The 22198-nt window shown below is 41.5% G+C and carries 13 protein-coding genes and 1 pseudogene; 9 read left to right on the top strand and 5 right to left on the bottom strand.

The genetic code is table 11. The features are described from left to right. The first annotated feature begins 46 nt into the window (after positions 1-46). Genes BUC01_RS02215 through BUC01_RS02205 form a run of 3 tightly spaced genes read left to right on the top strand, consistent with a single transcriptional unit; the run spans position 47 to position 7734 of the window. Positions 47-3358 carry a SusC/RagA family TonB-linked outer membrane protein gene (locus BUC01_RS02215; RefSeq protein WP_244895725.1) on the top strand — a complete coding sequence of 1104 codons (3312 nt, stop codon included), beginning with the start codon at positions 47-49 and terminating at the stop codon, positions 3356-3358. Positions 3359-3372: 14 nt separating this feature from the next. After that, positions 3373-5409 carry a RagB/SusD family nutrient uptake outer membrane protein gene (locus BUC01_RS02210; protein ID WP_025830893.1) on the top strand — a complete coding sequence of 679 codons (2037 nt, stop codon included), beginning with the start codon at positions 3373-3375 and terminating at the stop codon, positions 5407-5409. A gap of 21 nt (positions 5410-5430) precedes the next feature. After that, positions 5431-7734 carry a hypothetical protein gene (locus BUC01_RS02205; RefSeq protein WP_025830894.1) on the top strand — a complete coding sequence of 768 codons (2304 nt, stop codon included), beginning with the start codon at positions 5431-5433 and terminating at the stop codon, positions 7732-7734. A 1452-nt stretch (positions 7735-9186) separates the two neighbouring features. On the opposite strand, the pseudogene BUC01_RS02200 reads toward BUC01_RS02205, so the two are convergent. From BUC01_RS02200 to BUC01_RS02190, 3 genes and pseudogenes are all read right to left on the bottom strand, one after another. Next, positions 9187-9849, bottom strand: a pseudogene (locus BUC01_RS02200) (nucleoside hydrolase-like domain-containing protein); the annotation flags it as partial. 86 nt (positions 9850-9935) lie between these two features. Next, on the bottom strand, positions 9936-10253 hold the full coding sequence (locus BUC01_RS02195) for a two-component regulator propeller domain-containing protein (RefSeq protein ID WP_139261785.1): 318 nt from the start codon (positions 10251-10253) through the stop codon (positions 9936-9938). A 93-nt stretch (positions 10254-10346) separates the two neighbouring features. After that, positions 10347-14711: a hybrid sensor histidine kinase/response regulator transcription factor gene (locus tag BUC01_RS02190; RefSeq protein ID WP_073312581.1), complete on the bottom strand. Its 4365-nt coding sequence runs from the start codon at positions 14709-14711 to the stop codon at positions 10347-10349. A gap of 172 nt (positions 14712-14883) precedes the next feature. On the opposite strand from BUC01_RS02190, the gene BUC01_RS02185 reads away from it, so the two are divergent. From BUC01_RS02185 to BUC01_RS02170, 4 genes are read left to right on the top strand one after another with little or no spacing between them, the layout of a single operon-like run. Continuing rightward, positions 14884-15840, top strand: coding sequence for an SPFH domain-containing protein (locus tag BUC01_RS02185; RefSeq protein ID WP_073312579.1), 957 nt, complete (start codon positions 14884-14886; stop codon positions 15838-15840). Positions 15841-15850: 10 nt separating this feature from the next. Then, positions 15851-17191, top strand: a complete 1341-nt coding sequence (locus tag BUC01_RS02180) for an alpha/beta hydrolase (RefSeq protein ID WP_025830897.1) — start codon at positions 15851-15853, stop codon at positions 17189-17191. A 48-nt stretch (positions 17192-17239) separates the two neighbouring features. Beyond that, positions 17240-17440, top strand: a complete 201-nt coding sequence (locus BUC01_RS02175) for a type II toxin-antitoxin system antitoxin (RefSeq protein WP_025830898.1) — start codon at positions 17240-17242, stop codon at positions 17438-17440. Positions 17441-17465: 25 nt separating this feature from the next. Next, positions 17466-17948, top strand: coding sequence for a hypothetical protein (locus BUC01_RS02170; RefSeq protein ID WP_025830899.1), 483 nt, complete (start codon positions 17466-17468; stop codon positions 17946-17948). A gap of 530 nt (positions 17949-18478) precedes the next feature. On the opposite strand, the gene BUC01_RS02165 is transcribed toward BUC01_RS02170, so the two are convergent. Together BUC01_RS02165 and BUC01_RS02160 are read right to left on the bottom strand one after the other, a co-directional pair. Next, on the bottom strand, positions 18479-19096 hold the full coding sequence (locus BUC01_RS02165; protein WP_025830900.1) for a response regulator transcription factor: 618 nt from the start codon (positions 19094-19096) through the stop codon (positions 18479-18481). Beyond that, positions 19086-19796 (bottom strand): hemerythrin domain-containing protein, encoded by a 711-nt coding sequence (locus BUC01_RS02160; RefSeq protein ID WP_073312577.1) that lies wholly within the window; start codon positions 19794-19796, stop codon positions 19086-19088. Before BUC01_RS02160 ends, BUC01_RS02165 begins: the two co-directional genes overlap by 11 nt. Positions 19797-19963: 167 nt before the next feature. On the opposite strand from BUC01_RS02160, the gene BUC01_RS02155 reads away from it, so the two are divergent. After that, positions 19964-20326 carry a BlaI/MecI/CopY family transcriptional regulator gene (locus BUC01_RS02155; protein ID WP_025830901.1) on the top strand — a complete coding sequence of 121 codons (363 nt, stop codon included), beginning with the start codon at positions 19964-19966 and terminating at the stop codon, positions 20324-20326. Positions 20327-20347: 21 nt separating this feature from the next. Then, positions 20348-22192: a TlpA family protein disulfide reductase gene (locus tag BUC01_RS02150; RefSeq protein ID WP_073312661.1), complete on the top strand. Its 1845-nt coding sequence runs from the start codon at positions 20348-20350 to the stop codon at positions 22190-22192. Positions 22193-22198 lie beyond the last annotated feature (6 nt).

Genomic DNA, 22198 nt, shown 5'->3' with positions numbered 1-22198 from the left:
TTATTGTTTAACCAAATATTCTATTATGAAACAAAATTTTAGAAGTATGAAAAGCAAATTAATCCTTTTGCTGGCACTACTTTCGTTTGTGCCGATTGGAGTGTTTGCTCAATCTGTTACTGTGAAAGGCACTGTACTCGATGGAACGGGTGAAACGATTATCGGTGCTACGGTAGTGGAAAAGGGTAATACCTCCAATGGTGTTACTACTAATTTGGACGGTCAGTTTACATTGACTCTTCCTAAAGGAAAGAAATTAGTGATTTCTTATGTCGGCATGGAAACTCAGGAGGTGGACGCTGTTGCCGGAAAAGACTTGAAAATTGTATTGAAAGATGATTCACAGGCACTTGAAGAGGTGGTGGTTATCGGTTACGGTGGCAGTAAGGCAAGAAAGGATTTGACAGGTTCTGTTGGATCTATTTCGGGTGCCAAGTTGGCGGCTGTTCCTGTTACATCTGCTGCAGTAGCTTTGCAGGGTAAAATTGCCGGTGTACAAGTAACTTCAGTCGATGGTGCACCGGGTGCGGATATCAACATCCGTGTCAGGGGAGGTACGTCGGTAACACAGAGTAACGAACCGCTTTATATTGTCGATGGTTTCCAAGTGGATAATATCAACGATATTCCTCCTACGGATATCGCCTCCATCGATGTATTGAAGGATGCCTCTATTACAGCTATTTATGGCGCTAAAGGTGGTAATGGTGTAGTCGTTGTAACTACTAAATCTGCTAAAGCCGGTAAGATACAGGTAAGTTTCAACGCGAATCTTTCAACAAGCCATTTATCTAAAAAACTTGATTTGATGGATTCTTACGATTTTGCACGCTATCAGTATGAATGGTCAGCATGTAACGGTAGCCGTTCTTCCCGTGCGAAATTTTTCCGTGCAAACTTTGGTAATCCGCAGGATCTTGACATGTATAGCACTTTGCCTACCCATGATTGGCAGGACGAAGTAATGGGCGAAAATCCTCTTAACTACTCTACTAACGTTACTGTTGGTGGTGGTACTGAAAAAATGCGTTTTAATCTTTCTCTTACTCAAAGTGAAGATAAAGGTATTATTATGGGTTCAGGGGTACGTCGTACTAACTTGAACATTAAAACCGCTATTGACATTACCAAGAATCTGACTTTGCAGATTAATCCCAAGTTCTCATTCCGTCGTGATGAAGGTGCAGGTGGAGACAACATCGGTACAGGTGGTATCATTGACGTGCTTCGTTATCGTCCTACTAATGGTTTGCGCGAATACGGATATGTTGATCCCTCGTATGCTGACCCGGATGAAGAGGAACTTTTCACATATACTAATCCTAAGAGTGACATCAGCATTAATCAACAGAATAAGTATTCGTACAATTATACCAATGCGTTCTCTTTGGAATGGAAACCTATTAAGGGGCTTGTACTTCGTACGGAAGCTACCATCGGTTTGCAATGGAAAGACCAATATCGTTTCTGGGGTGCACTGACAGGTGAAGGACAGAAAAATAATTCTTTGCCATTGGCAAAGATTCAAAAGGAGAAAGCATTTAAATACATTTGGACAAATACCGCTTCTTATGGCTTTGCGTTGAATGAACATGATTTCTCATTCCTTTTAGGACAGGAAGTCTATCATAGTCAAAACGAAAAGAGTGTTCAGGAAAACCGTTACTTCCCACGGGCTTTTGAAGCTGACCAAGCTTGGGCGAACATGGGATTTGGTACTCCGAAGGAGTCTACCACTTCGCTTTCTACACCTGACCGTACGGCGTCTTTCTTCGGACAGTTTAGTTATAACTATAGTCATAGGTATCTGCTTTCTTTAACCATGCGCGCTGACGGTTCCACAAAATTTGCTCCGGGTAATCAATGGGGGTATTTCCCATCTGTGGCGGGAGCATGGGTTCTTTCGGAAGAAAACTTCTTGGATGATATTGAATGGTTGGAACAGTTGAAGATTCGTGCTGCTGTAGGTTTGGCTGGTAACAACCGCATTGATAACGACATGTGGCGTTACCTGTACTCGATTAACTCAACAGGTGGTCCGGGCTTCGGTGAAGCAACACAATTTGGTGAACAATGGTATGGCAATCAAGGTGGTGACAAATTTGCCAATAAAGGTATCAAATGGGAAACTACATTGACCCGTAACATTGCTGCTGATATTGTTCTTTTCGACGGTCGCTTGACGATTACTCCGGAATTCTATTGGAACACAACCAAAGATTTGCTTTATAGATCGGACATTCCATCGGCAACCGGTTACGTAAGCCAGATGCAAAATATCGGTCAGGTAACCAATAAAGGTATTGAATTGAGTATATCAGGTGATATTCTTAGAGGAAAAGACTATGTACTCTCTGCAAACTTCTCTATGGGTATGAACAAGAGAAAGGTCGACAAGCTGAATGGTACGGATAATGTTATTTGGGACCAAAATAATCGTTGGAAGTCCTCCTATAGTGATTATTGTTTGAAAGTAGGCGACGAGGTAGGTTTGATCTACGGCTTTGTGTACGATGGCCTCTATTCGATGGATGAATTCTATTTTGATGCACCCCTTAACTATCAGGCACTTCCTTGGGGATCTTCCGCGGCTTATAACGGAAGCTCAAAAGACCAGCCTTTGGTTGACGCAAACGGTGTGGAACATCCCAGAACTGTAATTAATTTGGTTTCCGGTGATTCAAACTCTGGTATCGCAACACTTCCTGGTAAGGTTAAGTTTAAAGATTTGAATGGTGACGGATTTATTACAGAAGAAGACCGTACTGTTATTGGTAATACCAATCCTAAATTGCAGGGAGGTTTTGGATTGAGTGGACAATGGAAGAATCTGGACTTTGCCATGAACTTCAACTTTATGCTTGATTTCGATGTGAATAATGCTACGGCTTATCAGCTTTCATCTTCAGAAAGTAACAATAATAAGTTCTACAATGCTCTTTCCAAGTATGCTGATGCAGGGTGGCGTTATACCCGTGACGGTGATGGAGAATGTATGTATAAATGCTACTTCATTGACGGTTCGGTGGATATGTACCGCCAGTTGAACGAAGGGCGTACACTTTGGAATCCGACAGATGTAACCAAGAAGATAACCCACTCCTATTTCATTGAAGATGGTTCATTCTTGCGTTGCCAGGATTTGACGATTGGTTACACTTTACCAACACAATTGACTTCCAAATGGGGCATCTCAAAGGCTCGTTTCTATGTGTCTGCCTCCAATTTGTTCATCATCACAGGATATTCAGGTTACGACCCGGAAGTCGATGTTCAGACTGGCTTGACTTGCGGAATGGACTACAACCGTTATCCGCGTAGCCGTAGCTTTGTATTTGGTACTAATATCACATTCTAAAAAACTGAAAGAAAATGAAATTAAGAAATATCCTATTAACAGGCTTGGCTGCCATAACTTTGGCATCGTGCAACGACTTTCTCGATGTGGAGGCTCCGTCAAGCTATAGCGAGGACTTCGTATTTAGTCAAAAGACGGAGATAAATCGTGCGTTGAATGGCGTTTACGCTTCTATATTGGTAGGCGATCTCTATGGTAATGCTTATCAGAGAACCTTTATTCTCAATAGCGATGTCGATATGCAAGTAAATAGCAGTAATACAGCCTCTCACAATAGCTATGCGCGTTTTGATTGTGATGATCAAGGCGGTGAAATCGACAAATTCTGGAAAGCGGCTTACAAAGCTATCGAAGATGCCAATCGATTTCTGTACGGTATGGAAACCAGCCCGCTCTACGATGAGGACGATGCTGAATTTATGCAAATGATCGGTGAGGCTAAATGTCTTCGTGCTATGGTTTATCATGACTTGGTAGTGATGTTTGGTGATATTCCTTTCACCTTTACGGCAGCTGCACAGTTGGGTGATGGCTATGTGATTCCTGTAGTTAAACGTGAAGAGATCCAGAACCAATTGATTGAGGATTTGAAAGCTATTGCTCCAATGATGAGTTCTTCTTCCAATACAACGGTAGAGCGTGCGTCTAAAGAGTTCGCTTGGGCATTGATAGCCCGTATCGCTTTGACTGCAGGAGGATATTCTCTTCATCCGGAAGAGGGTAATGGTGCCAGTTATGGTGTGATGAAGCGTCCGCAGGATTATCAAAAATACTATCGTATCACGAAAACTTATGCTGACTCAGTCATCAGTCACAGTTCGCATGTCTTGGGAAATTCCTATCAAGATGTATTTATAAAGGAAAGTAATTTTGAATTGATAGCCAACGGTGATCCTATCTTTGAGATTCCTTTTGCAAAAGAGTCTACGGGTAATACCGGATATATTCAGGGACCTACGTCGACGGCTAACGAAGGACTGACTTTGGGAAAAAACGTTTGGGGAGCATCAAGCGGTAACGGTCGTTTAAGTGCTTTCTATCGCTACTCATTCGACGAGAACGACAAACGCCGTGATTTTATTAATGGACTCTGGTACTACGGTAACTCTTCAGGAAATGCAACGCAAGATTCTTGTTTAATCCGTGCCGATTATACCGTACACAATAATAAATGGTCGAAACTATGGTCTAATGCCGGGCAGTTTACCAATTTGAGTAGTGGTAGTACAGGTATTAATTATCCGTACATGCGTTTAGCTGACGTGCTGTTGATGCATGCGGAAGCGGTAAATGAGTTGGAAGGTCCCACAAGTGAAGCGCAAGAATCGCTCCGTAAAGTCCGCGTTCGTGCGTTTGATAACCAAGGTGCTGTTGATACATACATAGCCAATGCGGCTTCTTCTAAAGATGCATTCTTAAAAGCTGTGCTCGATGAACGCAAATGGGAATTTGCCGGCGAGAATATGCGTTGGCGTGATCTTGTCCGCAATAACCTTTACGGGCGTGAAGTGCTGTATAGCTTTCTTCGTTATTTGGCGACTGCGTTGGGGAATGCAGGCCTGAGCACAGGTTTTGAAGATGACATTGCCGCGCATGATGGCAGTGACTATTTGGATAATTTGCCTGAAGAAATGTATTACCATGTCCTGCCTCAAAATGCAGAGTGGAAAGTAGAGGCGGAGGACGTTTACGGTTATCCTTATCCTAATAAAACGCTCGACATGCTCTATATTTATAATCCTTACGAAAGCAAGTCTAAGCCAGCGACTGCTTCTGCGGGTATCGAAGGAAAAACATGGGAAACGGCAAATTTCTATCAGTGGCAAAGTGACTCTGAGCCGACTAATCAATGCAAATATTCGTTTTTTGGCTATGTTCGTCGTAACGATAGCGGTGTGATTGTATTAGTGAGAAATGGTGCTGAGGTTCCACTTGGCGAGACTATTCCGGAAGTTAGTGCTTTGCCTGTTGTACGCTACATTTTGCCTTATCCTAATTCGGCTATCCTGCGTTCGGCAGGTGCATACAAGAACTATTATGGTTACAAATAATTATAAGAAAGGAACTGACTTATGAAAAAATATTTTTTATATGCTCTGATGTTGTTGTCAGGATTTTCGTTCAGCTCATGTAGTGATGATGAGGATTCTGTAGCGGGGACAAACAGGGAATGGATGACGATGTTCATCTGCGATAACAATAGAGGCAAGGGGGATGATTATCCCTACAATTGCAAAAATGAAGGAGTGAATGGCAATGATATCCATCTCTATTGGTATGGTGTGGATGACTGTGCCGGTTACCAGATTCGCCAGGCGCTTCAACCGAACGTGTCAGGTGGAGCTGAGGCATGGGGATCATCGGCTGAAAAAGGCCTTTTGCTATTAGATACGATTGTAGGACCGGATGTGCTTGACTTGGTAATCAAAGATCAGCAGTATTCTACTGACTTCCGTTTCGCCATCCGCGTACTTTCAAAAAAGGATGATAATGTGACTGATTTTTCCCATGCTTCCAAATGGTATGGACATGGTGATGGCAGACAGTGGGCGGAATGGTTGGGTATAACTACAGCTGACCGTTACGCTACTCCGTTCTGTGTGTATGTGGATGCTTCCAAAACTACGGAAACCACTATGCGCGTAATGTTGAAACGTAATTTCAATGATGTCATCGAAGGTGTTTCGGATGAAGACAAAGTCGTCTATCGTGAAAGATTTGAGATGAATGGCGATAACTTCGTTTACCAATGGCTGGAAGTTGAGGCTTCGCCTAACAACCCGACGTCGACTGTTGGTGATAAATGGAAGAAATATAAGTTGACTGAAGAAGATTTCAATAGAGGCTATGTGGATATTGATGGTCTTCAAAAGAATTCTGTTTATGTGATTAACGTCCGTAATGAAAATGTGAAGATAAAATGGGATTCCTATTACAACACCTGTTCTGCTCGTTCGGACGGTGAACCGGGTGAACCTGTGCTTATCGAACACAAATTAGCGACCGCTCCTCCTGCAAAATTGGATGATGAGACAGACGAAAACTATGCCGCAGTGGTGAGCTCGCATGAGGCTGCGATATCAAAATATAATGCTATGCAGATTGATGATATTCTGACCGATTTTATTTCAGACGTGAACTTTGCGGAAGGGCAGGAATTCTATCTTGAAGGTGGAAAAACATACTGCATGTATCGCAACCTGACAACGTGTAAAGGTTTTGTTCTGCGCACGCGACCGGAGGATGTTGCTGCTGGAAAACGTGCCAAAGTTTTGCTTGGTGGTATGAGTGTGACCGGTGCGAATGTCAATTCTATGAACTTGATGTTTGGTCGTCAGCCACAATCCGGTGAAGGTGGTGAAATCTATATGAAGATGCTTGAGTTCCACGATATAGACTTTGATTGTCCTCTGGCGCGTACTTATGGAGATCAAGAAGCTGGTGTAGGTGGTGCTACTGGTAACTACTTTATTAACATGTACCCTAATGGCATGGCGGTGCATTTGGAGAATTTTGTAATTAAGAATTGTACTTTCAAACGTATGGTTCGTGGCTTTATCCGTGAACAAGGTTCAAACTACAAGATCTGGGATAATGTATTGATTGAAGATTGCCAATTCTTTGATTGTGGTTACTACAGCAATGGTGCCGGAGGTTATAACTGGGTGGCCGGTTCGGGTAACAATGCAAACTCTAACCTTTACAAGAATTTTGTGGTTCGTAATAATACATTCTTTGATTGCCCGTTCCCGTCATTCTTTAATGAAACCAAACAGAGTGCTTGGAAGAGTGGAGCATGGAATATAACGTTCTCGAACAACACTTTGGTTAACTGGAATACTCGTGCTGCCGGAAACATTTTCAATATGCGTAATATTCCTGATGGAAGTACATTTACTGTTAAAAATAACTTGATTGTCTTGACAAAGCAGGATGGTGATACACGTAAGATGACAATGGGTGGTGCTGATATCCGTAAAACAATGACCATGCCGGACGGTACGAATGGACATGTTACATTGAATTTTGAGAACAACTATTCAACTAATACATTCTTGACTAACGGACAGATATTCAGTACGAATGCATGGACTGCCACCAAGAATAACTTTGGTACTTTGGTAAATAACGGTTCTGCTACGCTGAATGGAACTTTGGAGGTTGTTACAGATGATATTTCACCTTTAGAATTGATGACAAGTCCCAATCCTCCGCACAAAGCCAAGAGTGATAGCGATCAATTTATGCACCGTGCAGATGCGCTCGATGGTACAGGTGGCGAACATGGTGCTAATCTTTTCTATAATAAAAACGACAAGGTGCTTAATTCTCAGATTTATAAACTGGGTATTGGCGACTCGCGTTGGAGAAAATAATGCTATGATGGGTTTTCAATAGAATATATATGTCGCTATGAGGCCGTGAGGTTTTGTTAGACATTCTTTGCAGGAAGGGCGTTCCATTCGGAGGAACGCCCTTTATGTATTATGTATATAGCAACTTATGAGCTTTATATTCTCTTCTTCTGTTTTTTTCTATTATAGCAAAAGAAAAAATGCCTCTTTGTAGGATCCACATCCTTTAAGTGGTTTGAGTCTTCAACTAAAAGTTTCTCCCATTTTGCTCTCACTACCCTCACTTTTAAGGGTAAATCATTAATAACAAAGGATTTAATAGTGAGTGAGAGCAGAAAAAAGAGTGATAGCAACGGGTTTGCTCTCACTGCTGCTTGCCTTAATTATAAGGCATTCATTTGTCTTGCATGAGGCATTGTTTTGTCCGGGACTAATGAATATGCCATTCTCGCTTAGGAAGAATCGGGTGTTGACCTTGGTTAACAGGCTTGTCAACGGAGCTTGACGAGCCTGTTAGCCAAGGTGGACAGGCTTGCTGGTATACGTTAACACCCGGTTGAACCTATTATCAAGATACTGAATGAACCGGGTAAAATACTATGATTGCCTGTCTGTTTGTACCGGTATCATTGAAGTTTTTGCAGCAAACTACGCGGGGGAGGAATGCTGATTCACCGCGTGAACGAAAGATTCGTTTCGGTAAGAAAACGAAGTGATTGAGAAATCGGAAATATGACGGCAAAGAGTCAGCGAAATGGATTATAAACTGACAGCCGCTCTCTCCGGGAAGTATAAAATAGGAGACTTTCCAAGCGGATAACCGCATATAAATGCAGTATATTCACATTTCTCTTGCAGAATATGCAGAGTTGAGCCGCAGGATCTATATATCCTGTAGCTCAGTTCTCTATTTCCAACGCGCAGGATCTATATGTCCGGCACATTGGAGATAGAGCTCTTGCACATTGCTTGTTAATGTCCGGCAGATAGTATCTTAATTCCCGGCACATTGCTTGTTCCGGTGCGGCACATTGCTTGTTGTTTGCTGTAGAATAATTGTACATATTTCTATATTTGTCTGTTGGACAGTAGAATGCGTTTTTTTCTTCCCGTATTTCCTTTGCAACGCACTCACGGACGTAAAGGAACGATTCTCGGAAGGTTGATAATGCAAAATGTCAGAATGATATTTAGCGCCAATCTGATAAGAAATGAATTATTTCACCACAGATTACACAGATTAGCACAGATTTAATTTATTAATAATCAGAGATATCTTCCCTAATCTGTGTAAATCGGTGTAATCTGTGGTGCATCAAAACCCATCAGAAAGGAATAAAATTACGAACTACGGGCTACAAGCTATAAGTAATTGTGCTAAAGCAGGCGGGACGTTCTGTTTCCCGGCGTAGCTTTTTTACATACACCTTGGGTAGGTTCATGTCTCTCTATTCAACTTCTGATTCGCATCATTTATTTTATATTAAAAATAACCCGTTTGTATGATTTCAGCTCTGGAATTCCATTATCGGTAACCTCAAGAATCACATGCAGTTGTTTTCCGGGTTCATTAGGGATTGTAAATGTACATTTCTTGCCATTCGTTTTAACCTTAAAATCAATTTTGCTTGTTGCGGTTCCGGCTTCCCGGTATTGCCACCAATGGTGAGACAATGAATTGTTATCTGGGTCGGAAGAGCCGGATGCATTCAACGTTATTTTTTCTCCTGCACTCACTGTACGGATAGATGCTCCCTCTATCCAAGCTATAGGATTATGATTCGCTTTTGAAAACTCATCAGCTACACACCAGTCAGCACGCGCCGCCCAATCATTCTGTGCGGCAATAAGCCAGCGTTGGAAGGTGTAATGCGAATCAGGCGTTCCGCTTTTGTTATAGTCATTCCCATCTTGCAGATGGTTTCCGGATACGTAAACCGGGCGTCCGCCCCATCCGCCAAGAGTGTAATCAGTATGCTGTTCCAAACCATTATTGATGAGCGGCATATAAGAAGGTGTATCTCCTTCGCTGGTATAATCTTGAGGGTAGGCAGCACAAAGCGGGCCATGTCCGGTGGTTATATGTTTTCTGAGCCAAGGTTTGTCCATAACTTCTTGCAGTTCTGCCGGATTCCTATGCGTGCCTCTATGCTATTTGGAAAATGATTTATCAAACTTTCAAACTTGTCTGTCCGGCGGTTTAAGCGGAAAAACTTCCCGTCTTACATCATCATCCATATATTACCGGATTTGTCTTCATAAATACGGTCAATCCGATTGTGAAGGTATGGGATGTTGCTATCGGCCCCGGTTTTATAATTCACAAAATCAAATCCGTCAAAACGGCTTAGCCCTTCCCAGGTGGAACCCCACATATAGCCGCGACTATCTGATAATATATCCGAGATAGCATTACCAGGCAATCCATCTTGCCTTGTGTAATGCACTCTTTTTATTTCCGGTTGTGAGGACAGTTCACCCAACACCACCCAAAGAGACAATACAATTATTGTTATAGTATGATTTTTTATAGTCTGCATAAATGGCTCAGAGCAATATAGCTATAGTCGATCTTAGTGCAAAGGTATGAAAAATCAAATATATTTTGGTAAGGCTAAACATAAAATAGACATCTATTGGTTCTGGAATTCCGAAGGACTTACTCCATATTTCTTCTTAAAGCATTTACTGAAATATTTCGGGTCATTGAAGCCTGTCATGTAAGCTATTGTAGAAACATTGTATTCTCCGGTTTCAAGCAATTGCATGGCGCGCTTAATGCGCATCTCACGAATAAAATCGACGGGTGAAAGGCCTACAATGCTTTTTAGTTTTTGGTAGAATACTGTGCGTCCCATGCCCAGTTTCTGGGTAAATTCGTCGACAGTCAGTTCTGAATTGTCCATCTGATTATGCATTATTTCCATTACCTGTTTCATGAATAGCTCGTCAAAAGGAATTATTTGCGGTTTTTCCGGTGTTATTTCCATAAAAGGTATGGGGGAAGCTTTTTCCTTTTCCGACCATTGTTTCAGATAAAGTTCTTGCAATTGTTTGCGCTGTTGCAGCAATGATCTGATACGTATCTTTAGGTAAGTGGAACTGAAAGGCTTCGTAATATAATCGTCGATGCCTTGTTCCAGGCCCGAAATCCGGTCGTCCAAAGAAGATTTGGATGAAAGCAGGATAATGGGAATGTGGCAAATATCCCGGTGCTCTTTGATTGCTTTTACCATATCCAGCCCGTCCATGACCGGCATCATGATATCGCTGATGATAAAGTCCGGTACATGAGACAAGGCCTGTTCCAGTCCTTCTTGCCCGTTAGTGGCTTCAATGACTTTATAGGTTCCCGATAAAATATTGTTCAGGAAGTCCCTCAGTTCGATATTGTCTTCCACAATCAGTACCGAAATTAACTCTTCATCCGTGTGGTTATCGGTAGGAGAGGGGATATCTTCTGTCTTTTCTACATTCTTTCTTTCATCAACAGGTTGGGAGGCTGGCTTCTGATTGTCTGTGGGCGGAACATCATTCAGAATGAATTCTGTATTCTCTTTCTTTTCATAACTTTTCTGGTCAAGCGGTAATGAAACGATGAATTCACTGCCTATTCCGGTTGCGGTATTTACTTGGATGCTACCTTGGTGCAATTCAATCATTTCTTTGACTAATGACAGACCAATGCCGGAAGAAGGTTGCAGAATATTATTATTCACCAGTGTCTCAAAACGCTGGAATAAGGATTGCTGCTTCTTGGCGTCGATTCCGATACCTTCGTCTTTAACAGATATTACCAGTCTATTTTCGTTTGTGGAAACGTATACCGTGATAGACTTGTTGTCAGGGGTGTACTTGAACGCATTGGACAGTAAATTGAAAACAATCTTCTCAAGTTTGTCTTGGTCAATCCAGCTATAGAGGCATTCTTGATCGGTTTGCAGGCGAAAGTTGATATTCTTTTCTTCAGCCATAATTTTGAAGTTGTCCATCACTTTTCGTAATAGACCGATAACCTCTGTCTTTTCCAGCAATAGTTTCATCTTCTTATTTTCTATTTTGCGGAAATCAAGTATTTGATTGACGAGCCGCAGCATACGCTCCGTATTGGAGTGTACCACCGTAAGAAGTTTGCGGGCATTATGAGATATCTTTTCATTCTCCAAAACTTCACCCACCGGACTTGAAATGAGAGTTAATGGGGTACGTAACTCATGGGATATATCCGTGAAGAAACGTAGTTTTATATTTGCTAATTGCTGTTCGAGGTATATCTGGTGGCGTAATTTGTATATATAAAATATGATATACATAATAGTTCCTGTGAATATAATGAATAGAATTGTATAAAGTAACAAAGCCCAATGCGTTTCCCAAAAAGTAGGTATGACAATAACTGAAAGTTTCCGCACGTTATCTGTCCATACCCCGTCGCTATTGGTCGAACGTATCTGAAGTTCATATTCTCCTGGTGAAAGATTAATGTAACTGGCTGTACGGCTGTTGTCTACCTCGTTCCATTTTTCTTCCAATCCTTTCAGGCGGTAGGCATAATTGATGGAGGCCGGCTCAATATAGTCTAATGCGGCAAACTGGAAAGAGACATTTCGTTCATCGGGTTTCAGACTTAGTTCTTTTAAGTCATCAATGTCGATGTTTAGTTTCGTTCCTTGTATTTTCAGCCCGGTGAAAACGATAGGAGGGGAATAAGCGCTTTTGCTGAGTAACTTGGGGTTGATTCTTAAAAGACCTGCATCTGTGCCCAATATCAACTGGTCTTGCATGATGACAGGCGAAGCTTCGCTAAAATATATTTCCTTTTGGAGGTATTTCTCGTTGTAGTGGTCGAAAGTGCCGCTCTCAGGAGCAAATTTGGCTATTGTGTTCTCTGATATAATCCATAAATTATTTTGATAGTCTTCAATCATTGACAGAACGAGGTCAGATATCAATCCGTTTTGCTTTGTATAGGTTTTAAATTGGATATGATCAGTTTGCAGATTATCTGAAATGATCTGATTGATTCCGCCTGTGAATGTAAGTACGTACGTATTTTTCTGGCTATCCGTGTAAATATAAATAACATCGTTACTGCTCAGGCTGGATGCTGTGTCAGGTACACGTACATTGGAGTGGAATTTGATATCTTCCGGTCGTTTGAAGTCACAGCCAAAAGTAATTAGTCCTTCTGTTGTGCCGACAAGTATTGTGTTGCCAACCTCTTTGATGATGCGTACTTTGGTGAATTTGTCTTGTGAATAATCTTTCAGCAAATTGCCGCTATGCAAGAAACGGGTTTTTCCTTCCGGTGTTTCCTGAAGCAGGTTTAGGCCTCCACCGTGTGTTGCTATCCAAATACGTTTTTTGCAGTCCTGATAAATGCAATAAACACTGTTGTTGCTTAAACTGTAAGGGTCATTTTCATTATGGGCGTATTCTTGTATCTGGAAATCTCCGTTTCCCTTTTTTCTCAGTCGAAAGATGCCGTCCCATTTGCTGCCTAACCAGATATCTCCTTGCTCATCTTCCATGAAGCAATAGATGTTTTTGGAAAACGATACGGCTTGCTTACTGATTTTTCCATCTGGTGTCAGATAGCCTTTGAGGGATCTGTCCGGATTGAAAATTCGGATAAAACCTTTTTTATTTGCTGTCCATAGATTTTTTTGCTTGTCGGTCAGGAGGGCACGGGTTTCATGGCCATTATCAAATATTGTTAGCTGGCTGGCATTGGGAAAGAATGAAACTTTGTCCATCCAAAAGTTATTGGTAAACCATAGGTTTTTTTGATTGTCCAGATAAAAGTTGGTGATGACAGGAGTAAATTTAGATTCGGGCTTGCTGTAGTCGGTGTAATAGGGCTTGAGCTCTTTGCTTTCCCGGTCATAATAACTCAAACATCCCAAGTGTGGCACTATCCATAATGTACCTTGATTGTCCTCAAAAATCACATCACGGCTTTTTAATTCAGCTTTTGGCATGTTTTGCGGTGGAGTTTCATAGTGTTGCTTTTCGCCGGTTATTAGATTATATCGTGTGACTCCACGTTCACGATTGAATATCCATAATTCATTATAACTATCCTTGAATATTCTCACAGTGTTTGAAGAAGTTTTAGTCAGCGTATCTATAAACTTGAATTGTTTGGTTTGTGCAAAGAAAAGCATGATACCATTGTCAGTACCCACCCCTATAGTATCTTTACCCAAGCTTTGTATACAGTTTAACTGACCGGAGATGGAAGGTATTATTTCATTCCGGAGTTGTCCGTTTTGCTGATCGTAAATTGCTAAACGATCAGTGGATATCAGATATATTTTTTCATGGTTCTCGCAAAGACTTGTAAATTTGGTGGTATCAGATAAAGCTTTTTGACCGATTATGCAGACTCCTTTATTCGTAAATATCCATTCGTCTCCACTGCTATCTTGCTGGACGTTCGTTACTTTTTTACCTGGCAAATTATTAACAGTCGGGCTATAGTATGTAATACTGCCTTTATCTCCATTTTTAAGCATCCGTTCGTCTATTCGAAAAGCTCCTTTTTTGCATACAACCCAACTGACACCTTTGGGAAGAGTATAGATTTTCTGTACTACAAATGATTTTTTTTCCTTTTTCTCGATAGGCTGGAGGATATCAACAAATTTTTCGTGTTGACTGTCGAACAAATATACCCGGCCGTCATAAGTTTGACACCATATATTATTATACTGGTTGGGGATGATTTTCAGTATGCGGTTGCTGGTAAGCGTACATCCGTCTCCAGGGTATGCTTTGTAGTTTTTAAAAGTATAGCCATCGAACTTATTCAATCCGTTCCATGTAGCAAACCAAATGAAACCTTTGGAATCTTGCACGATATCTGTAACCGTTCTTTGTACCAGTCCATTGTATATTGAGAAATGCTGTATTTGGCATATGGGTTGTGCGCAAAGCATAATTGGAAATAGTAATACTATACAAAGTGATAGAATGATTTTAGACTTAGTGTTCATGTGTATATTGGTGTGTTTTTTGGGGTTAATGATTTAATTTGTATGGAACAAAGATACGAAAAAACTAATGTTTTTCTTAATCTTATTTAAAATAGCTGTCGCTATTATCAAAATTCTTGAGATTTATGATAGATTTGTGATATCAAAATGATATCAATTAAATCTATTAAGTATGGAAACTAAAGAAAAGAATTTCAGTGGTTTTAAGATGAATGGCTTCTTAGGCTTATTTATTCATCTTATTGTGTTGCCTGCGCTTATTTATTTTGGTTTTGTCACCTGTGTCCCGACGGCAGTTGTGGCAGGTATTCTCTGTCTTGTCTGGCTGGTTATGTTTGCCGGATATATGCAATTGGAACCCAATGAAGCCCGGGCTATGGTTTTCTTTGGTAAATACAAGGGCACATTTAAGGAAACGGGTTTCTTTTGGGTAAATCCGTTTTTGGATAAGAAAAAACTTTCTCTTCGTGCACGTAATCTGGATGTAGAACCTATCAAGGTGAACGATAAGATCGGCAATCCGATTCTGATTGGTTTGGTGTTGGTGTGGAAACTCAAAGACACTTATAAGGCTATGTTTGAGATTGATTCACAGACGATGGCTTCTTCGGCTCACACAACGGGAAATGCCAACCAGATTACTATAGGCAATGCTGTTGCCAGCCGGATGAATGCTTTTGAAAATTTTGTAAAGATACAGAGCGATGCGGCATTGCGCCAGGTAGCAGGACAATATGCCTATGATGATAATGAAGCAGATACTGAAGAACTGACACTTCGTTCCGGCGGTGAGGAAATCAATGAACAACTGGAACAGAAGCTGAATGAGCGTCTTGCCATGGCAGGTATGGAGGTAGTGGAAGCGCGTATCAATTATCTGGCTTATGCACCCGAAATTGCAGCGGTGATGCTTCGCCGTCAACAAGCTTCGGCCATTATCACTGCCCGTGAAAAGATTGTGGAAGGTGCTGTTTCTATGGTAAAAATGGCTTTGCATAAACTTTCTGAAGAGGAGATTGTTGAACTGGACGAAGAAAAAAAGGCGGCTATGGTCAGCAACTTATTGGTGGTGCTTTGTGCTGATGAAGCTGCACAGCCGGTTATTAATGCAGGTACATTAAATCATTAATCAGAATAATATGAACTTTTCTTTTCTATATAAGTGGGCATTAGTGCTCGGCTTACTGCTGGGGCATGTGGTGGCGGTTTTTGCGCAAGATGTAAATATGGACCGTGCCAGGCATGTATACGAATTGTTTATTGCAGACCAAGGCGACAGTATTCATGCACTGTTGTCCAAAGAGTTGCAGGAGAAATTATCTCCGGAGGTTTTCAAGGATATGTTCAGACAGTCGGAAAAGCAATTCGGCAAACTCCAGTCTAAAGGCGAGTGGCAGAAAGAGAGTGCGCAAGGCATCACACTCTATTATTCCGATTTGAAGTTTGAGCGTTACAGTCTTCGGCTTTTGTTATCATTTGATGCTGACGGTGGAATGAATACAATTCGTTTGATGCCTGTGCCTGCTGCTTCTACTGCGCAGCCGGTGGCTTATAATAAGGAAAAGATGCTTGAACGGGATATAACAGTCGGTGCTGACGGGTTCAAACTACCCGGAACCCTGACGTTACCTGTAGGAAAAAAGAAAGTACCCGTGGTCATTCTTGTGCATGGTTCCGGTTCGCAGGATCGTGATGAAACTGTCGGTCCCAATAAGCCTTTCCGTGATTTGGCTTGGGCACTGGCGGACCGTGGCATTGCGACGGTACGCTATGAGAAACGTACAAAAGTTTATGGTGCGGCTTGTGTGCCCGAAGGTCGGGAGATGGATTATGATACCGAAAGTGTCGATGATGCTGTAGCCATTGCTGCTTGGGCAAAGACGTTGCCGGAGATTGATGCGGACAGTATTTATGTATTAGGGCATAGTTTGGGTGCCACACTTGCTCCGCGCATAGCAGAACGGACTGACGGATTGGCGGGTATTATTCTTGTTGCTGCTTTGGCCCGCCCGTTTGAAGATGCTATTGTCGAACAAATGACTTATATATCTTCTCTAAAGGATTCTTCCGACAATGCTAAGAAACAGATTGCAGAAATAAAGAAGCAGGCGGATAATACCAAGAAACTGGGTACACCGGAATTTGATGATAAGATTCCTTTGTTGCTGGATATTCCTCGTTCTTACTGGGAATTAGCCAACGCCTATAAACCTGTGGAAGTAGCTGCCAAGCTTACCTTGCCCATGCTTATATTGCAAGGCGAACGTGATTATCAGGTCACTATGGAAGATTTTGGATTATGGCGTTTTGGGTTACTGCGTAATAAGAATGCATTCTTTAAGTCTTACCCCAAGCTTAATCACATGTTGCAGGAGGGCAGTGGTAAGGCTACCCCGTTCGAGTATGAGCGTGAGTCGCCCGTAGCCGGTTATGTGATGGATGATATTGCATCATTTATTCGCAACGGGAGTTTGTTGTAATATAAATTCAAACTTAATTTGTAAATCATTAAATTATAAAATAGAATCGTGGCTAAAAAAGAAACTTCAACCAAAAGCTTTGTCCTACGCGTAGATGCTGCGACTATGGATGCCCTTGAGAAGTGGGCAGCCGATGAGTTCCGCAGTACTAACGGACAGCTTCAGTGGATCATCGCTGAAGCGTTGAGGAAAAGCGGGCGGATGAAGAAAACTAAAAATCCTCCTTCGCCTCAAGAAACTGAAACGTAATTTATAATTCATAATTCATAGTCTTATGTTAAATCTTGGACCTTATTCAGCCAGAGAATTTTCTGATATCCGTATTCATCCTACTGCTGTGGATCGTATAATGGAAGGTGTTGCTGCTTTGCTGGCAATTGTTGCGTGGGTGTGTGCGATATGGGTTTATCTCCATGTGGATGACAGAGTAACGGTGAATTTTTCACTTCTTTCTGCCGGACTGGGCACTTTTAGTCTTCTTGCCATAGGCGCTACAGCCTACTTGCCTATCCGCTTTGTGCATTTTCCGGTACGCATTACCAAACATAATGTGGTGACACAGTTTTTCTTGGCGATCCGTTTTGCCCGGGTACTGAATGTCTTTATAGTTCTGCTTTTCCTTGTTCTTGTATTCAATAAGGTGGAAGAAGAATATGGCATTCCACAAGGATTGTGTGATATGTTCACTGCCGGTGTCGGTTGTCTGTTGGCAATAGTGCTGATTGGATATTATATATTGGCTTTCAAGTATAGATAAGGCTATGGTCTCTATATTGTCATTAGAAAATAAGGCCTTCTGTCCGGTAAATACCTAATTATGGCTATTAATATCTTTCATTATACCTTGTTTTAGGGATTGTGGTATCTCCGCAAATGCCCTACTTTTGCATCATCAGATTTAATGAATTAGTTAGTCATAATTACGTAACAACTTTTATTAAGGAAAAAGCTTCCCGTCTTCCCCGATGCGATATCGTGAAAGAACGGGAATTTTTTCGTTTAATACCTTGCCAAATTTAAATTCGCTGCCCCATTTCTGTGTGTGGCATGACAAAATGCAAATAATCTTCTAATTGACGAATTTAGTAGAAAAATCGTCAACAGACTGACGATTTTATCAAACTGACAAGCCTATATAGAAGTAGTATAATCGGTCGTAATGTCAAAGTATCAATACCTTGTTGACAAGAAGTTAGGAGTTTGTCAACAAGAAGTTAACTCCTTGTTGGTAGGAAGTTAACTTCTTGTAAAAGGTTGATAATCAGTATCCGTTAATGTACCCTCTTTTTATAGATTATCCTTGATATCCTGCAATTCCACCAGCTTATTCACAATAGCGTAAATGGTGAGACCTGCCGGAGAATGTATTTGCAGTTTACGGGCGATGTTCCTACGGTGGGTGATAACGGTGTGGATGGAGAGGTAAAGTTGGTCGGCGATGGCTTTATTGGTCATGCCTTTCACAACGCAGGTTATTATTTCTTTTTCACGCTGGCTGAGTGTTTCCTGCTCGTTTTCTTTCTCTTCTTCTTCGTCGGTGCAAAGCAATTGGTTTATTTTAGTGGAGATTATTTCTGTATCATCGCAGATAGAGAGGTGGTCATCGTACTCTTTTAGTGAATTATTGTCGATGACCGAGCATACAAGTGCCAGATATTTAGTTTCTACCTTTCCGTTTTCTATTTTGAATGTAGCAATGTCAAACCAACCGCCGAAGGTTGGATTGACAATGAGAATATCCGGCGTGTTCAGGTGGATGTAACTCTGCAGAGATTCCGGGGAAGAGATTTCTATCGGGTGTACGTTCAGGTTGGGCAAACGCTTTAGTACTGCTGTAAGCCCACTACGAATAATAACTGAAGTCTCCGCAACTGCAATTTTTATAGAAGAAGCATTATTGTTCATTTTTCAATCTCCTTTCCAATTGTGCCACAGCAGGAACAAACATGTAGTCTTCTACCTGACAGTGTGAAGCAAGGTCATGTTCGCAATTGAAGATATCGAAAAGAACAGCGTTGAGCTTGTTGTTATTCTCTTTTTCCGGATAATATTTAATGATGATATTTTTCAGCTCTGTCAATTTGGTCTCTATCTGATTATGTTTACTGGCAAAGGTTGCTATGTCATAATTTTCGGCAAGCTTGCCTTCCAGCAGTTTTTCTACATAAGTGAATACAGCTTCGTTTTCATACTCCATATGACGGTGTACCTCTTTGGCATATTCATCGAAGAATTTCAAAATAAGATAGGCTATGTTGTCGGTGCCTGAGCAGTCGATGGACTCGATAAGTTTACGGCGAATGACCGGCAACTTGAAATCGAGAAAATAGGTGTGTGCCTGTTTCAGATAGTCCATGAGTGCAGGGATGGAAAAAGCGTCTTCATCTTCACTATAAGTATAAGCATACTGTTCTTCACTGATGAAATTGGCTACTGCGAGAAAGGTGCGGTAGTCTACGCCTTGAGCTTCACAAACGTCCTTCACGCTTTTATCTCCAAAACCCAGGGAGAGGCCAAAACGGCTCATAACCATTAATAAGGAGTAGTTATCACAGATAAGGTCGCTCATTTTGTCTGTGGCGCGATACTTATGCGGTTCATTCATTGCAGATTATCCTTTCTTTCTTAAGTTTATTCGTGCGCAAAGGAACGGATTTTTCCTGAAAGTAGCAATCGCTATTTGTAGGTATTTTGTGTGTTAGCCTTATTTAACGAGAAAAATTAGTTTATAAACTAAATATTTTAGTTATTTGCAGAAAACAAATAAGAACTATGAAAGGATTGACTGCGAAAGAAGAAGAAATCATGGGATTTTTCTGGGAGAAAGGTCCGTTGTTTGTGAAGGAGATGCTGGCTTTCTATGAAGAACCGAAGCCACATTTCAATACTTTGTCTACGATTGTGAGAGGTCTGGAGGATAAAGGTTTCCTGGCTCATAAGACGTATGGTAACACCTATCAGTATTATGCAGTGGTGAATAAGGAAGACTTCAGTAAAGGGACCTTGAAGAAGGTGATCAGCAAATATTTTAATAACTCTTACCTTAGCGCAGTGTCGTCGTTGGTGAAGGAAGAGGATATCTCGCTGGATGACCTGAAACAACTGATTGCTGAAGTGGAGAAAGGAACAAAATAAAAACTTTAAATGCCGGGGATTATGAAAAACATTGCAATAACTTGTTTCGTTCTGGTGGCTGTTTGCGTAGGTTTACAGGCAAAGAGAACAGTGAAAGCTCCTTATTTCATGGCAACCAGTGGCAGTCAGCTTGAAATAGAGAAAGTGACGTTGGGGAAGGATACGACGTGGGTGGATGCCAAAATATATACGATCTCGGGCGATGATGTGAGAATAGATTCGACAACGGTTTTGCAGGTTGCCGGAAAAAGGTATGCATATTTAGGTGGCGATGGCTTCTCTGAAGGATTATGGACACGAGTGCCGGCTTCGGGTGAGTTGGCCGTGACGCTGAAATTTGAACCGCTTCCTATGGATGCGGAAAGTTTTGATTTCATGGAAATGCCGGACAATGATGACAAGGGCTGGTGCATATATGGGGTACGTCTGGACGGGAAGAAACCTGAGATAGGAATACCTGAGAGGCTCCTGAAACAGCAGTTGGATTACTCCCTGCCTTTGCCTGAACCTGAATTGAAAAATGGAAAGACGGTGATACGCGGGCAGATATTAGGATATAATCCAGGATATGGAACCACTTTGAATTTTAATTGTACGGACTGGTTGTTCTTTGACATATTCGGACAATCAATCCCAATAGCGGAAGACGGTAGTTTTCGCTATGAGACTAATCTGATGTTGCCCGGTGATGCAACTTTGCGGGTCGGAAAAAAGCGTTTTGAATTATTTCTTGTCCCGGGTGGTGAACTTGTAGTGACTTTGAATTTACCGGCGATTTTTTGGTCGGAGACACGTCTGTTCAAAAAGAAAGAGAATGGACAACTTGTCTGGTTTGAAGGGACTTATGCCGGATTGAATACGGAACTGGCTAAATATGGCTCACTGATGAATGTCTACAGTGCCGATAATTTCTATGAAAATATCTGTGGAGTCACTCCTAACCAGTATAAGAAGTATGTGACTAAGATTTACGAAAAATATCGTGAGGACATATTAAGGAATAAGTCGTTGAGCGATGCTGCGCATACTTTCCTGATAACTAAACTGGAAATGTCGTATTTCTTTGCCATTAAGGGATATAAAGGCAATATCAGTTATGCCCCGATGATTAGCGGAAAGAAAGGGGTGAAGCGGGCAGATATGACAGTGGATGAAAACTATTATGATGAAATCCTGAAATTGGATTTTATTCATTCACCTAATATCCGTTATGGCAGTTATCCGGACTTTGTTCGTGTGGCTACCGGAGATTTCAAAGGAAAGTTTGAACCGGAACCTATCTGGGAGGATGTTTTGCGTGCAAAACCTTTAGGGGATGCTCTTGCCCGGGTGAAGCCGCTGAGCGAGGAGCAATTGTTGACTTTGGATAGCATTGTCGAACCGGAAATAAAAAAAGCTTTGAACATCCGGAACCAAAAAATAGTAGATTTGCTTGCGGAAAGTGCAAAGAAAACCGGTTATACCATTTGCCAGCTGGATACCGCAGTTACGGCAGAGAACCTTATAGCTACTATCACCCGCTCGTATCGTGGGAAAGTGGTATTGATAGATATGTGGAATACTTGGTGTGGCCCCTGTATAAGGGCAATGAAGAGCTTACAGCCGGTTAAGGAAGAATTGAAGGATGTGGTGTATGTTTATGTGGCGGATGAATCTTCGCCCGAAGGAAAGTGGAAAATCACGATACCTGATATTCATGGTATACACTACCGGATTACCAATAAACAGAGTTCCGCTATGGGAAAACTGTATGAATACCCCGGAATACCTACTTATTTCATAGTGGATCGGGAAGGAAATATTGCATACAAAGTTACCGGTTTCCCCGGTGCGGATGTGATAAAAGAAGAATTGAACAAATTATAAAATAGT

It is taken from the genome of Bacteroides stercorirosoris (assembly GCF_900142015.1).
Taxonomy (GTDB): domain Bacteria; phylum Bacteroidota; class Bacteroidia; order Bacteroidales; family Bacteroidaceae; genus Bacteroides; species Bacteroides stercorirosoris.
The sequence above is the reverse complement of the archived record's forward strand: the minus strand, read 5'-3'. Positions and strand labels throughout refer to the sequence as shown.